The organism is Clostridium sartagoforme, from assembly GCF_039521405.1.
In the GTDB taxonomy this organism is placed as follows: Bacteria; Bacillota; Clostridia; order Clostridiales; family Clostridiaceae; genus Clostridium; species Clostridium sartagoforme.
In genome coordinates this window covers 114,658-129,713 of record NZ_BAAACH010000039.1, presented here as the reverse complement: position 1 = coordinate 129,713, position 15,056 = coordinate 114,658, and the positions used below count along the sequence as shown (strand labels likewise).

Sequence of the window (15,056 nt, the reverse complement as noted above, 5' to 3'; positions counted from 1 at the left end):
AAATTTAAAATCATCCCAGGTAAAGCCTTATAAACACTTGGTTGCGAGATAAGCCGTAAGCGGAGTTCTGTATTAAGCAATCATCTATCTAGGCTTATTGTTACCAATAAGCTCAAGCGGTACACCCGGAAACGGAGCGGGCAACTCCAAAATGTTTCCCTATTCGACCTTGCTCCAAGTGGGGTTTACATAGCCATCATGTCACCATGATGCTGGTGAGCTCTTACCTCGCCTTTCCACCCTTACCTAAATAACACTCCAAATCTACGATTTGGTTAGTGGAACTTATACATTCTAATAAATTAGAAGTTATAAGTTTAAACTTTAGGCGGTATCTCTCTGTTGCACTTTCCTTCAAGTCGCCTTGACTGGACGTTATCCAGCACCCTGCCCTATGGAGCTCCGACTTTCCTCTCCTAGATCTAGTCTAGCAGCGATTGCATGTCTTACTCGCGAAGATTATGTTATCACAACTTAGTCAATAATGCAAATGATATTTTTTACATTTTAAACAAATTGTAGGATTATTACTAACATAATTAGAATTACCCAAGAATAAAATCCTATTCCCGAAAGTAATAATGTTAAGAGAATGAGTATAAATATACATAATCTAGCTGCAGGATTACAACAATTTCTAAAAAACGGTACTCCCTTACTTATGTTTTTACTTATTCCCTCACAAATATCTTTAAACCCATCTTGAAATGTTTTTCCCCAAGAATTGCTCTTCTTTCTATAATATGATTTTCCCATAATTAATCTCCCATATATTACTCTTATTATTATTAGTTTATGCTTTAAATTAATAAAAGTTGTTTATAAAAAGGTAACCATATGTAAGTTGCTTTATTTTAATTAAAAGCAACTTTATACATTTCCATTTGAAGAATTAAGTAAGAGAAAAACCCTTACACAAATGTGTAAGGGTCTTCACTTTTAGTAGATATTAAGATTTCTATGTCTTGTAATTTATCTGTTAATTTATTGATAACTTCTAAAAAAACAATCCATTCAGAAGAAAAATGCCCTGTATCTATTATTGATACTCCTAATTCTTTATAATCAGATGCATAATGATATGTTGTATCACCTGTTATTATACAATCTGCACCTTTTTTGTATGCTTTTTCAAAGAAATCACTGCCACTTCCATTAATGATCGCAATATTTTTAACTTTTTCACAACCCTTAACGACTTTCAATGATTTTACATTTAATTTTTCTTTAATATCTTCTATTAAGTCTTCTAATTTAATAAAATCTTCTAATCTAACAATTCTTCCTAATCCTTCATTATCATTTCTAGCCATTTTATTAACTTCTATAAGTTCATTAGTGCTGTAACCTAATAGATTTACTATAGTTTCATTTAAACCATTCTCTGCAGAATCTAAATTAGTATGACTTGAATATAAGCTTATGTCATTTTTAATTAATTCTATTATCTTTTTACCTATTAATGTATCTGTTGTTATACTGCTTGGCTTTCTAAATATAAGAGGATGATGAGTTATTATTAAATCTACTCTTTTTTCTTTTGCTTCTTGTATTACATCTAATGTGCAATCTAAAGCTAAAAGTATTTTCTTCACCTCTTTATTTCTATCTCCTACCATCAAACCTACATTATCAAAATCTTCTTTTAATGTTTTTGGAGCAAACTCCTCCATTATTCCAATAATATCTTTAATTTTTTTCATAAACATCTTCCTTATAGAAAATTAATCATATTTGTAATAACGTCTATCTTCTCTTGTATTGATTTTCTTCTTTCATTTGCATTAATAGTACTTTCTGTTATGAAACTATTAATTTTTTCATAGTTTTCAACTTTTGAAATTAAATACTCCTTCATTAAAGGATGTTTTTGCATTAAAAGTTTAGGGCTTACTTCATAGTATATTGGATCTAAGTTCGTAGCCTCTCCTTCTTTTCTCCTTACTTTAAAAAGTTCATAATATATATTTTCATCTAAACAAAGATCTTCATTTATTATTTCATAATTATTAGTGTAAAGATATTCTCTTAGAACTTCTGGATTTTGTGCTGGTTGTAGTATTAAATACTTCATAGAATTAACTTTTTCAATTTGTTCTTCCAGTATATCTCTAATTAAATTTCCACCCATACCAGCAATTACTGTGACTTCCACTTCATCTTTTTCTAAAACTTTAAGTCCATCACCTAATCTAAACTCTAATTCCTCTCCCATGCCTTCTAATATTGCATTTAACCTTGCTTTATCTAATGGTTCCTTATTTATATCTACAGCTATAGCTTTACTACAAATTCCACTTTTCAAAGCATGTAATGGAATATATCCATGATCTGTGCCTATGTCTGCTAGTACTGAGGTATTTTCAATGTTTTTAATTATAAAATTTAATCTTTCGCTTAGTTCCATATTTTTTTCTCCTTGCTAAATTAAAATTAGCACCTTTTGGTGCTAATCTAAATAATCCTTTAATTTTTTACTTCTTGAAGGGTGCCTTAATTTTCTTAAAGCCTTAGCTTCTATTTGTCTTATTCTTTCTCTAGTTACGTTAAATTCCTTACCAACTTCTTCTAAAGTTCTTGCTCTTCCATCATCTAATCCAAATCTTAGTCTTAATACTTTTTCTTCTCTTGGAGTTAAAGTATCTAGAACATTTATTAATTGCTCCTTAAGCATAGTAAATGCTGCCGCTTCTGCTGGTGCTAAAGCATCATCATCTGGAATAAAATCTCCAAGATGTGAATCTTCTTCTTCACCTATAGGAGTTTCTAAAGATACTGGTTCTTGAGCTATTTTTTGTATTTCTCTTACTTTATCTACTGGTAAGTCCATAACTTTTGAAATTTCTTCTGGAAAAGGATCTCTTCCTAGCTCTTGTAATAATTGTCTTTGTACTCTTATTAATTTATTTATAGTTTCTACCATATGGACAGGTATTCTTATAGTTCTTGCTTGGTCTGCAATAGCTCTAGTTATTGCCTGTCTTATCCACCATGTAGCATAGGTAGAAAATTTAAATCCTTTCCTATAGTCGAACTTTTCTACGGCTTTAATAAGTCCTAAATTTCCTTCTTGAATAAGGTCTAGAAATAACATTCCTCTTCCAACATATCTTTTAGCAATACTTACAACAAGTCTTAAATTTGCTTCTGCTAATTTCTTTTTAGCTCTTTGATCTCCTTGTTCTATTCTATTTGCTAATTCTATTTCTTCTTCTGAAGATAATAAAGGAACTTTTCCAATTTCTTTTAGGTACATTCTTACTGGGTCATCTATAGCTATGCCTTCTGGAATAGTTAAATCTAATTCTAATTCTTCTTCAACTACATCAATACCATTAGGATCACCTATAACCTCTATACCCATGGACTCTAACACTTCATATATTTTTTCTATTTGTTCTGGACTTAAGTCTATATGTTCAATTTCATCCATTATTTCTTTATATGTTAAAGTACCATTTTTCTTTCCTTTATCTAGTAGATTTTTAACTATATTCATTTTGCTAGTCTTATCCTCATTCTCTTTTTTACCTTGCTTAGCTTTTGTTTTTTCATCTACCATTTTGTTACCTCCTTCCGTTATTGCCAACTACTACTTTGCACCTCTCTTTAATTTCTCATTAACTTTTTTTAACTCAATTGCTATTTTTATAGATTCTTCAATTTTACCTTGTGCTTCTAACAGCTTTTGTTTTTTTATTAACTCATCTAACTGTTGGTTTAATTTATAATTATCTAATTGCTTGATAAAATCTTGTATTAATCTTTTATTATCTTTACCTATTAGAACATGTTGTTCTTTAATTTTTATTATTTCATCAATAGTTTTTAAATTAGTACATTTTGATTCTAAAAAAGTTATTATATTATTTATCTTTCCCTTTTTAGCTTCTTTAATAATAGAAAAAATCTCTTTATGTTCTGGAAGAATTAACTCATCTTGGCTTATTACTTGACTAATATAGTCAAAATATTCTTCTTCTAAACATAATTTCATTAAAGATCTCTCAGCTTTTAAAAAAGCTGGCTCTAAATATAATTTTGTTCCATTTTCTTCCTTATTATTCATAAAAGCATTTTCTTTTATACTTTTTGTCATTTTTTTTGATAATAAATCATATAATGTTTGTTCTCTTATACCAGTATTTTCTGATATCTTCTTTATATAGACATCTTTTTCTATAGAATTAACATTTGCTAAAATCTCTGTTACTCTTTTCCCATATTTAACTAAATCATTGCTATCCTTAAGGTTAATTCCTTCTTCTGCTTTTTTAATCCTATAGTCTATTAAACTTTCAGCATTATTAATTAATTTAATAAATGCTTCTTTTCCATTACTTCTTACGTATTCATCTGGATCTTTTCCTTGTGGAATACTTAACACCCTTACGTCAAATCCTGCATCTTTTAATATCTCTAGACCTCTCATAGTTGCTGCCTGACCAGCTATGTCAGCATCATATGATATTATAACTTTATCAGCATATCTCTTTAATAATCTAGCTTGATTTGTAGTTAAAGCTGTACCTAAGGATGCTACTACATTTGTAATTCCATATTGATGCAAAGTTATTAAGTCCATATATCCTTCTACCATAATGAAATATCTATCCTGCATCTTACTTTTTATAGCAAAATTTAATCCATATAGATTGGTTCCCTTTTGAAAAACCAAAGTTTCTGGAGAGTTTAGATATTTTGGTTTTGAATCATCTAAGACTCTTCCTCCAAAGCCTATTACCTTACCCCTATAATCAAATACTGGAAATATAACTCTGTTTCTAAACCTGTCATATTTATTTCCTGTTCTCTCTGAGGTCGAAACTAATCCTGCCTCAAGTAATAAGTCATCTCTAAATCCTAATTTTCTCAAATGTAATATTAAATTGTTCCAACTATCTTTTGCAAAGCCTAACCCAAATTTCTTTATTGTTTCTTCCTTTATGCCTCTGTTTAAAAAATATTCCTTTGCTTCTCTTGTGTTTTTTAAGTTTGAATAAAAGAACCTTGCTGCTTCTACATTTACTTTATAAAGTATTTCTCTCTTTTTTGCAGTTGGACTTATTCTCCCTTGCTCACTTTCTATTGTAATATTAGCTCTATCCGCTAAATATTTAACAGCTTCTACAAATGGCATATTTTTATTTTTCATAACAAAAGAAATTACATTTCCAGATTCTCCACACCCAAAACATTTATATATTTGCTTATCTTGCGATACTGAAAATGATGGTGTCTTTTCATTATGAAATGGACATAGTCCTGAAAAGTTTCTTCCAGATCGTTTAAGCCTAACTGATTCAGATATTACATCTACTATATCATTTTGTTCTTTTACCTTTTCTAGAATCTCTTCAGAAATCTGCAAGGAGATTCACCTCCTTACTCATAATTTTCGTCAACTTATATTTATTTCGACATTTTTTCTATATTTCCTTCTTTAAAATTAATTTTTATTAAATATTCTTTATTTATATTTTCTCTAATTTAAAATTTTAATCAAATTTATATTTTTTAATAGCTCTTAATATATAACTACTTTAGGAACAAAAAGAGAATTAAATTTATTTAAGCAATAATCATCGCTCATTCCAGCTATATAATCTGCTACTGCTCTTTTTAATCCTTCTTCTTTCGCTATGTTTTGATATATATTAGGTAATTCATTTTCATGTGTATAGTAATAATTTATCAAATTTTCTAGAATAAACTTTGCTTTATTTCTCTCTACTTTTAAAATATCCCCTAAGTAAACATTTTTAAACATAAATCTTCTTAGTTCAGTCATTGCTTCCCAAACTTCTTTACTAAGTTTAATATCTATATCATTATTATTTAATGCTTCTGTAGTATTTTTAATTACATCTAAAACTAAAGTTTCAATTCTTTTAGAATGAGTGTTACCTAATACTTTTATAATTTCTTTAGGTAATATATCTTCACTTAAAAGTCCTGCTCTTATAGAATCATCTATATCATGATTTAGATAGGCTATTTTATCACTTATTTTTACAACTCTGCCTTCTAGTGTCTTTGCCTTATTTTGACCATTTTCAAGACCGCTATGATGTAGTATTCCATCTATAACTTCTAAGGTTAAATTTAGTCCTAATCCATTCCTCTCAAGTTTTTCTACAACTCTCACACTTTGTTCATTATGTCTAAATCCACCCTCTAAAAATTTATTTAATACCTCTTCTCCATTGTGTGCAAAAGCCACATGCCCTAAATCATGTCCTAATGAAATAGCTTCTATTAGTGATTCATTTAATCCAACACCAATTCCTATTGTTCTTGCTATTTGAGATACTTCTAATGTATGAGTTAATCTTGTTCTATAATGATCTCCAAAAGTTTTTATATAAACCTGAGTTTTATGCTTTAATCTTCTAAAAGACTTACTATGAATTATTCTATCTCTATCAACCATAAAACAAGTTCTTATACTATCACTTTCTTCTTTTATTTTTCTTCCTAATGTTAAGGTGCTGAAAGTAGCTTGTGGAACTAATGTCAACCTTTCGAAACCCTCTATTTTTTCTCTTACATTCATATATCTCACCTCTATATTACATATTCTATATTTTTCTCTATTTTCCTCTATTTAAACATATTTTATAATAATATATTTAATACCAAGTATACTTTCTTTTTTTTACTAATATCTTAATAATGAGTAATTATATAAGGAGAGAACTATGGAAAACGTATTATCAGATTTAAAAGATGAGCTACTTCCTGTTGAGGAAATAAAATCTAATATCTTATCTTATTATAATCTTCAAAATGCATCTATAACTAGTATAAAATTTAAAGATACTGATAAGCAAAGAGCAGTATATAGGATAGATTCTGCTAGTAAAAGCTATTGTTTGAAAAAAGTTTATTATGATGAGGCAAATCTTTTATATGTTTACTCTGCAATGGAGTGGTGTCATAGAAATGGAATAAATGTTCCAAAACTTTTGCCAACTAATAATGGAAATAGATATGTGAAATATAATGATATGTTATTTATTTTAACTCCATGGCTTGATGGGGAAAAGTGTGATTTTGATAATTTAAATCATGTTTTACTTTCTTCAAAAACACTTGGAAAATTACATATAGCTTCTAAAAACTTTTCCTCAATAGTTGGTAGCAATCAAAGGGAAGGATTTGAAAATTATAATGAAACTATATCAAAACATTTTAATCAATTACTAATTAATATAAATAACGCTCATAAATACAATGATAGATTTTCAAAAATATTTCTTGAAAATCTAAGTGAAAACCTAGAACTTGCTAAGATTTCCTTTGAAGTATCATCTTCAATTATACCTGAGGAGCTTTCGAGGTCTCTTTGTCATGGTGATTATGTAAATAAAAATATATTAATAAATAATGATACTATTGCACTAATTGACTTTGATAAATGTAAAATGGATTATTGCTCTAGGGATATATCTTACTTTTTAAGGAGGCTATTAAAAAGAGAAAATACAAATTGGCAGATAAATTTAACTTTAGATGTTCTTGATAGATATATGGAAGAGAATACTCTTACGCAATCTGATTTTAAATATATATTAGCTTATATATCTTTTCCTCAAAAATTTTGGAAGTTATCTAGAGATTATTATAAAAATATTAAGAGATGTAATAAAAACTCCTTTATTCTTCTTCTAAATAAAGGATTAGACAGAGCAGAAAATCAACTTCAATTTACTTATGAACTTATGAATGCCTTTCGAAATCATTATGATGTAAAATTTTAAAGAGGAGGTTTAACACCTCCTCTTATATATATTATCTTTTATTTCTAACTTGTGCTTGTGCAGCTGCTAGTCTTGCTAATGGAACTCTAAATGGTGAGCAAGATACATAGTCTAATCCTATATTATGACAGAATTCTACTGATGATGGATCTCCACCATGTTCTCCACATATTCCAAGCTTAATTCCTGGTCTTGCAGCTCTTCCTTTTTCTACTGCAATCTTAACTAGTTCACCAACACCTGTTTGATCTATTTTAGCAAACGGATCTTGTTCATATATCTTTTTATCATAGTAATCCTTTAAGAATTTAGCAGCATCATCTCTTGAGAATCCAAATGTCATTTGAGTTAAGTCATTTGTTCCAAATGAGAAGAATTCAGCTTCTTTAGCTATTGCATCTGCAGTTAATGCAGCTCTTGGTATTTCAATCATTGTTCCTACCATATAATTTAGCTTAACACCTTTTTCTTCCATAACTCTCTCAGCTGTTTCAACAACTATATCCTTAACATATTTTAATTCCTTTATTTCTCCAACAAGAGGAATCATTATTTCAGGAACTATGTCATATCCCTTAGAATTTTTAACTTCTATTGCAGCTTCGATTACAGCTCTAGTTTGCATTTCAGCTATTTCTGGATAAGAAACTGCTAATCTACATCCTCTGTGACCCATCATTGGGTTAAATTCATGTAATTCTGCAACTGTTGCTTTTAATTCTTCAAATGTTAATCCCATTTCTTTAGCTAAGCCCATAATGTCTTCATCATTATGAGGTAAGAATTCATGTAGTGGTGGATCTAAGAATCTTATAGTTGCTGGCATTCCACCTAATGCTTCATATATTCCAATAAAATCTTCTCTTTGCATTGGAAGTAATTTTTCTAAAGCTTTTCTTCTTTGCTCTTCATTTTTAGCAACTATCATTTCTCTAACTGCCATAATTCTATCTTCAGCAAAGAACATATGCTCAGTTCTACATAAACCTATTCCTTCTGCTCCAAATTCAACAGCTTGCTTAGTATCTCTTGGGCTATCAGCATTAGTTCTAACCTTTAATTTTCTAATTTCATCTGCCCATGCCATAAATGTAGCAAAATGTCCTGATATTTCTGGTGTAACTGTCTTAACAGCTTCTCCATATATATTACCTGTTGAACCATCTATTGAAATAAAGTCATTATCTGTATAAACTTTTCCGCCAACTTCTAGTGTTTTTGCCTCTTCATTAACTTTTAAAGTTCCACATCCAGCAACACAGCAAGTTCCCATTCCTCTAGCAACAACTGCTGCGTGAGATGTCATACCACCTCTAACAGTTAAGATACCTTCTGCTGCTATCATTCCTTCTATATCTTCTGGTGAAGTTTCTAATCTAACTAAAACTACAGTTTCGCCTTTTTCTTTTCTTTCCTTAGCTTCTTCTGCAGTGAAAGCTATTTTACCACATGCAGCTCCTGGAGATGCAGGAAGACCTTTTGCAATTGGTGTAGCTTTCTTTAAATCTTCTGTATGGAAAGCTGGGTGAAGTAAAGAATCTAATTGATTTGGCTCAACCTTTAATATTGCTTGTTCTTTAGTTAACATTCCTTCTTCAACTAAATCAACAGCTATCTTTAAAGCTGCTTGAGCTGTTCTCTTACCGTTTCTAGTTTGTAGGAAATATAATTTTCCTTCTTCTATAGTGATTTCCATGTCTTGCATATCTCTATAGTGATTTTCTAATGTATGAACTATATCTGTAAATTCTTTGTATATTTCTGGATTTTGTTCTTCTAACTTAGCTATTGGAAGTGGTGTTCTTATACCTGCAACAACGTCTTCACCTTGTGCATTCATTAAGTATTCACCATATATTTTATTTTCTCCTGTAGCTGGATCTCTTGAGAATACAACTCCTGTACCTGAAGTTTCTCCCTTATTACCAAATACCATTTCTTGTACGTTAACTGCTGTACCCCATTCCCCTGGAATATCATTTAATCTTCTATAAACTATAGCTCTTGGATTATCCCATGATCTAAATACTGCTGTTATTGCCTCAATTAATTGAGTTTTTGGATCTTGTGGGAATTCTGTTCCTAATTCCTTTTTGTAAAGTTCTTTATATCTTCCAACTAATACTTTTAAGTCATCAGCTGTTAAATCAGTGTCAAATTCTACACCCTTTTCTTCTTTTAACTCATCTATTAAGTTTTCAAATAGTCTCTTTTCAACATTCATAACAACGTCTGAGAACATTTGAATAAATCTTCTATATGAATCATATGCAAATCTTGGATTTTGAGTTAAATCAGCCATAGCTACTACTGACTGATCATTTAAACCAAGGTTTAATACTGTATCCATCATACCTGGCATTGATACTCTAGCACCTGATCTTACAGACACTAATAAAGGTTTTGTTAAACTTCCAAATTCTTTTCCTGTTAGTTTTTCTAAATCTGAAATTTTTTGGTGAATTTCTTCGATAACGTCCTCTGAGATTACTTTTCCATCCTCGTAATATTTATTACAAGCCTCTGTTGTAACTGTGAATCCTTGTGGTACTGGAATTCCTAGTAAAATCATTTCTGATAAATTTGCTCCTTTACCTCCTAGAAGGTTCTTCATAGATCCATTGCCTTCACTGAAAAGGTAAACGTACTTCTTTTTCTCCATCTCAATACTCCTCCGTTCAATCAAATTGAATATATATACTAACAGTACTTCTGCACTGTAGTTACCCTAAAACATTTAATCCATAGTCCTTACTCTAATTGCCTTCTCCAAGCTTTACAAAAAGTTTAGTTATGTTAGTCTTTGATATTTTACCAATTATTTTAAATTGATTTTTTTCATTAGTAGAATTTTCTACCTTTTCTACTATTGGTATACTATCAATTTCATGTTCTATAATTTTTTTTGCTAAGCTATATGCACTATCTTCTGCGTATCCACATATGATATTTGGCATTCTAGTCATTATAACTCCCACTGGAACCTTATGTATATCGGTTCCCCCTATAGCATTTTTCAAAAAATCTTTTCTTGAAACTGCTCCAACTAATATACCATTACTTTCTATAAATAATGTCCCTACATCATTTAAAAACAAGAATACGATTGCATCATATACTGTTGTTTCTTCTGTAACTGTAACTGGTTTAGACATTATTTCACCAACTAGAACCTTAGATATATTCTCTAAAATTCTAGTATTATGAGCTTTTCCTAAATATACATAACCAACCTTAGGTCTAGCATCTAACATGCCTATCATCGTTAGAATGGCTAAATCAGCTCTTAACGCAGCCCTAGTTACTCCTAGTTTTTCAGCTAAAGCTTCACTAGTTACTGGCTGTCCCTCTTTTACTATCTTTACTATTTGCTCTTGCCTTGGTGATAATTGCAAATTTATCCCTCTTTCTACATTTGCAAGGAATATTCAGATAATTTTGATTTGTTTGATATTTACATACTAATTATAACATTTTATAAAAGTTTGACTATACTTAATTTTCTGAAAAATTAGTCATATTAGCTGAATATTCCTTTTCTGTTTATTTTATTCTACTGTATCTACTGTTTATCTTAATATTACTCCGATTTAGTATCATCTTCAAAATTCACAGTGTATGTAAATACATTTTCATCTATTTGTTCTTCTTTATCACTTTTCTTTTTACTGCTTTTATTGTCATTACCTTTAAATTTTTCATTTTTAACTTCATTTACTTTGTCTTTAACCATATAAGCTACATCAGTTGCTGCATCTTTTATGTCATCAACTGCTTTACTAATGTATTTGTTAACAACCTCTACACTACCATCAGCTTTAGTTATTTCTATTGTTATTTGTGTTACTACTGCTGCAATAACAACAAAAGCTAATACTGGAGGTATTATAACAGCTATTACTCCTGCTGCTATCCCTGCATTAACTGGTACATCTACAATTTCTTTTCCATCTTTGCTAATTCTAATTCTTGTAACATTTCCTTTATTTATTAAATCTTTTAGCCATCTTTTAAATTCATCTATTGTTTCATATTTATCTTTTGAGTCATTTTCTTTTGTATCATTTTCTTTTATATAATCTGGCTTTATTCCTTTAATCCCCTCAATGTATATTATTGCTTCCAATACGTCTCCATTACTTACTTCAAGAGCATACTTTGCTTCTGCATAGCTTACGCCTGTTCTTTCTTTTACTTTATCTACCTTTTCTAAAGTTATTCCCATATTCATTCACTCCTTTATATAATTTAGCATTTCTAAGCTTTTTGGTTTTTTAGAATAGTTTGACGAAATAATAAATGTTGTTATTTTACTTATATCTTTTTTTACTTCTTCATTTATATTTAGTTTATATATCTTATCCATAGGTGTTCTCATGAGAAATTTTATTGCATTATATGCAGGCTTAGATATATATGTCCCATGTTCTCTTCTACAATTTTCACATACGCCTCCATAATGCGATAAAGATATATAATTGGATACTGATATTTTTTCTCTGCACCTTACGCAGTTTTCTAAATTTAATCCATACCCAGTTGCTTTTAATAATTTTAATTCAAAGGATCTAGTAAGCATTTCATAATCTAATGCATTAGTATTAAGTAAATACATACAAGTTAAGAAATTTCTAAATAATTCTTCATTTGTTTCCCCTTCTTCTACACATATATCTATCAATTCACATATATACGATGAGTAGGTTAATTTGTCTAAACTATCTAATAATCCTTGAAAAGAATTAATTATCTTTCCTTCTTGTAAATTAAATAAACTTTTCCCTTTAAATAAAACATACTCTCCATAGCATAAAGGTAAAGTAAGAGATAGAAGTTTACTCTTACTTTTTCTAGATCCTTTTGCTATAGCTGTTATTTTCCCCAATTTATCTGTATATAACCATACTAATTTATCATTTTCTTTAAATTCCTTAGTTTTTATAACTATTGCATTTACCTTATGTAGTGACAGAAACACCATCCCCTTATTTTACTTAACCTTTTTATACCCCAATTCTTTTAATAGGTTTTGATTATCTCTCCACTCTTTTCTAACCTTTACCCAAATCTTTAGATTTACTTTATTTCTTAAAAATCTTTCTATTTCATATCTTGCTGTTTCTCCGATTTTTTTAAGACTTTGGCCATTTTTCCCTATTATTATTCCTTTATGAGAATCTTTTTCACAAAGCATATCAACTTCAATATGCCATGTTCCAATTGGGCTTTGTTTCATTTGTACTATATCTACTGCAATTCCATGAGGTATTTCTTCTCTTAATGTTCTCAACGCCTTTTCTCTAACTATTTCTGAAATAACAAATCTTTCCTGAACATCTGTAATCATGTCATCTGGATAATATTTAGGACCTTCTGGCATTGAATTTATCATTAATTCAACTAATTTATCTACATTTTTCCCCTTCAAAGCAGAAATAGGTATTATTTCTTTAAACTCCATTTCTGAGGAATACATTTGAAGAGTTTTAGCTACTCTTTCTTGAGTAAATTCATCAATTTTATTTACAACTAAAAACACAGGTGCTTTTTGATTCTTTAGTGTTTCTATTATAAATTTATCTCCTCTTCCTATTTCTTCTTCTGGATTAATCAAAAATAATACAAGATCTACTTCTTTCATAGATTCTTTAGCGGAATTAACCATATACTCTCCTAATTTATGCTTAGGTTTATGTATTCCTGGTGTATCTACAAAGATTAATTGATGATTTTCTCCAGTTAATATTGTCTGTATATTATTTCTAGTAGTCTGTGGTTTATTAGATACTATTGATAGTTTTTCTCCCATTATTTGATTTAATAACGTTGACTTTCCTACATTTGGCCTACCTACTATTGTTACGAATCCTGATTTAAACATCTTTCCTCCTAATTTCCTATAAAATTGTTGTGTCTTTTATTATATCATTACTTTCTTAAAATTAAAGTATTGTTATTAAGTTTTGTAAACTCAACTACTTGATACATTACAATTTAAATATAACAAATATAAGTAAAGTAAGTAATGTTCCAAATAAAGCTCCTACTATTACTTCCCATATAGAATGAACATTAGAATCCACTCTGCTTTGAGCTGTTATAAGAGCCATTAGATAACTTAGAATTATGCATATTGGTTCTTCTGTTATTAATGAAAGTGCTGTAGCAATTGAAAACGAAAGTGCACTATGCCCGCTAGGCATTCCACCTCTTAATGGTGTGCCTTCGCCAAATATAGCTTTAATTATTAAAGTTGCAATAGTAACAAATACTAGTGCTATAAATATCATATATGGTTCTGATTCTTTTACTTTATGTATTAAATCATAAGAAATATTAGATATCTTATCCCAAAATATTATATATCCTACAAGTAATGCATTTATTGCTGTTACTAATACAGCTCCTGCTGCTGCATTTTTAGCTATTTTGGCTAAAGGATGATAATAATTAGTTGATATATCAATAGTTGCTTCTATAGCTGTATTAATTATTTCAGCTACAAGAACTAATGTTATTGTAATTGCTAAAATAAGAAATTCTATTTTTGATACATCCAATAAAAAACATGCTAAGAGTACACATAATGCAGTAAACAAATGAATTTTCATATTTCTTTGTGTTCTAACAGTATCTAAAACGCCTGATATTGCATAATTAAAGCTCTCTACTAGCCTTTTTATTTTCATATAATACCCCCACACTTATAGTATTATCTTCTAATTCGTAATTTATTTAATATTTCTTCTTCTCTTTTTCTCATTATTTTTTTATCATCCTCATCTATATGATCATATCCTAATAAATGAAGTATTGAATGTACTACTAAATAGCTTACTTCTCTTTCATAAGAATGTCCATATTCTACACTCTGTTCCATAGCCTTTTCTAGTGATAATACCATATCTCCTAATACTAATTCATCTCCATCTTTATATGTTTCATCAAAAACATAATTTACGTACATATCCTTAAATACTTTTTTATAATCAAAATCCAACATTGGAAAGGATAATACATCTGTTTCTCTATCTATATTTCTTGTTTCTTTATTTATTTCCCTTATTTCATTATTATCAACAAATAACAGCGAAATTTGATATTCACACAACACTTCTTCTTCTTTTAATGCAAAATTACATACCTCTGTTATTTTATTTATAAATTGCTCTGTTACTTCTAATTTATTTTGTCTATTTTCTGTATATAACATTTTTTTCTCCTTTTTATTTATAAAAATAAAAGGAAAGGTTATATCCCCTTCCCTTTTTAAAGTCATTATAATTTTCCTAA

Annotated in this window: 14 protein-coding genes and 1 other RNA gene; 1 reads left to right on the top strand and 14 read right to left on the bottom strand. The window is 29.2% G+C overall.

Annotation, left to right across the window (positions count from 1 at the left end):
• Nucleotides 1-40 precede the first annotated feature (40 nt).
• The 7 genes from rnpB to ABDZ60_RS17760 all read right to left on the bottom strand — a co-directional run bounded on the left by rnpB (nt 41) and on the right by ABDZ60_RS17760 (nt 6,556).
• An RNA gene (gene rnpB / locus ABDZ60_RS17790) (RNase P RNA component class A) lies at nt 41-453 on the bottom strand.
• Between the two features lie 54 nt (nt 454-507).
• Nucleotides 508-756 carry a hypothetical protein gene (locus ABDZ60_RS17785; RefSeq protein ID WP_016207148.1) on the bottom strand — a complete coding sequence of 83 codons (249 nt, stop codon included), beginning with the start codon at nt 754-756 and terminating at the stop codon, nt 508-510.
• Between the two features lie 155 nt (nt 757-911).
• Complete coding sequence (locus tag ABDZ60_RS17780; RefSeq protein WP_343779993.1) at nt 912-1,703, bottom strand: Nif3-like dinuclear metal center hexameric protein; 792 nt, start codon at nt 1,701-1,703, stop codon at nt 912-914.
• Nucleotides 1,704-1,714: 11 nt separating this feature from the next.
• Nucleotides 1,715-2,407, bottom strand: coding sequence for a tRNA (adenine(22)-N(1))-methyltransferase (locus tag ABDZ60_RS17775; protein ID WP_343779991.1), 693 nt, complete (start codon nt 2,405-2,407; stop codon nt 1,715-1,717).
• Nucleotides 2,408-2,449: 42 nt separating this feature from the next.
• Nucleotides 2,450-3,562: an RNA polymerase sigma factor RpoD gene (gene rpoD / locus ABDZ60_RS17770; RefSeq protein WP_047000369.1), complete on the bottom strand. Its 1,113-nt coding sequence runs from the start codon at nt 3,560-3,562 to the stop codon at nt 2,450-2,452.
• Nucleotides 3,563-3,592: 30 nt separating this feature from the next.
• The gene (gene dnaG, locus ABDZ60_RS17765; protein WP_047000368.1) at nt 3,593-5,371 is read right to left on the bottom strand and encodes a DNA primase; all 1,779 of its coding nucleotides are present in this window, start codon (nt 5,369-5,371) and stop codon (nt 3,593-3,595) included.
• 156 nt (nt 5,372-5,527) lie between these two features.
• On the bottom strand, nt 5,528-6,556 hold the full coding sequence (locus ABDZ60_RS17760) for a deoxyguanosinetriphosphate triphosphohydrolase (RefSeq protein ID WP_016207153.1): 1,029 nt from the start codon (nt 6,554-6,556) through the stop codon (nt 5,528-5,530).
• 145 nt (nt 6,557-6,701) lie between these two features.
• Here ABDZ60_RS17760 and ABDZ60_RS17755 point away from each other — a divergent pair, with 145 nt between their 5' ends.
• A complete protein-coding gene (locus tag ABDZ60_RS17755; protein ID WP_016207154.1) occupies nt 6,702-7,763 on the top strand; it encodes a CotS family spore coat protein in 1,062 nt (353 codons plus the stop codon).
• Nucleotides 7,764-7,794: 31 nt separating this feature from the next.
• Here ABDZ60_RS17755 and ppdK read toward each other — a convergent pair whose 3' ends face one another.
• The 7 genes from ppdK to ybeY form a co-directional block, all read right to left on the bottom strand.
• The gene (gene ppdK / locus ABDZ60_RS17750) at nt 7,795-10,425 is read right to left on the bottom strand and encodes a pyruvate, phosphate dikinase (RefSeq protein ID WP_343779985.1); all 2,631 of its coding nucleotides are present in this window, start codon (nt 10,423-10,425) and stop codon (nt 7,795-7,797) included.
• A gap of 94 nt (nt 10,426-10,519) precedes the next feature.
• A complete protein-coding gene (gene ccpN, locus ABDZ60_RS17745) occupies nt 10,520-11,158 on the bottom strand; it encodes a transcriptional regulator CcpN (protein WP_047000364.1) in 639 nt (212 codons plus the stop codon).
• 185 nt (nt 11,159-11,343) lie between these two features.
• Nucleotides 11,344-11,988 (bottom strand): DUF4342 domain-containing protein, encoded by a 645-nt coding sequence (locus ABDZ60_RS17740; protein WP_016207157.1) that lies wholly within the window; start codon nt 11,986-11,988, stop codon nt 11,344-11,346.
• Nucleotides 11,989-11,994: 6 nt separating this feature from the next.
• Nucleotides 11,995-12,744: a DNA repair protein RecO gene (gene recO / locus ABDZ60_RS17735; RefSeq protein WP_343779982.1), complete on the bottom strand. Its 750-nt coding sequence runs from the start codon at nt 12,742-12,744 to the stop codon at nt 11,995-11,997.
• A 9-nt stretch (nt 12,745-12,753) separates the two neighbouring features.
• Nucleotides 12,754-13,644, bottom strand: coding sequence for a GTPase Era (gene era, locus ABDZ60_RS17730; protein WP_016207159.1), 891 nt, complete (start codon nt 13,642-13,644; stop codon nt 12,754-12,756).
• A 106-nt stretch (nt 13,645-13,750) separates the two neighbouring features.
• The gene (locus tag ABDZ60_RS17725; RefSeq protein WP_016207160.1) at nt 13,751-14,452 is read right to left on the bottom strand and encodes a diacylglycerol kinase; all 702 of its coding nucleotides are present in this window, start codon (nt 14,450-14,452) and stop codon (nt 13,751-13,753) included.
• A 23-nt stretch (nt 14,453-14,475) separates the two neighbouring features.
• Nucleotides 14,476-14,976, bottom strand: coding sequence for an rRNA maturation RNase YbeY (gene ybeY, locus ABDZ60_RS17720; protein ID WP_343779977.1), 501 nt, complete (start codon nt 14,974-14,976; stop codon nt 14,476-14,478).
• Nucleotides 14,977-15,056 lie beyond the last annotated feature (80 nt).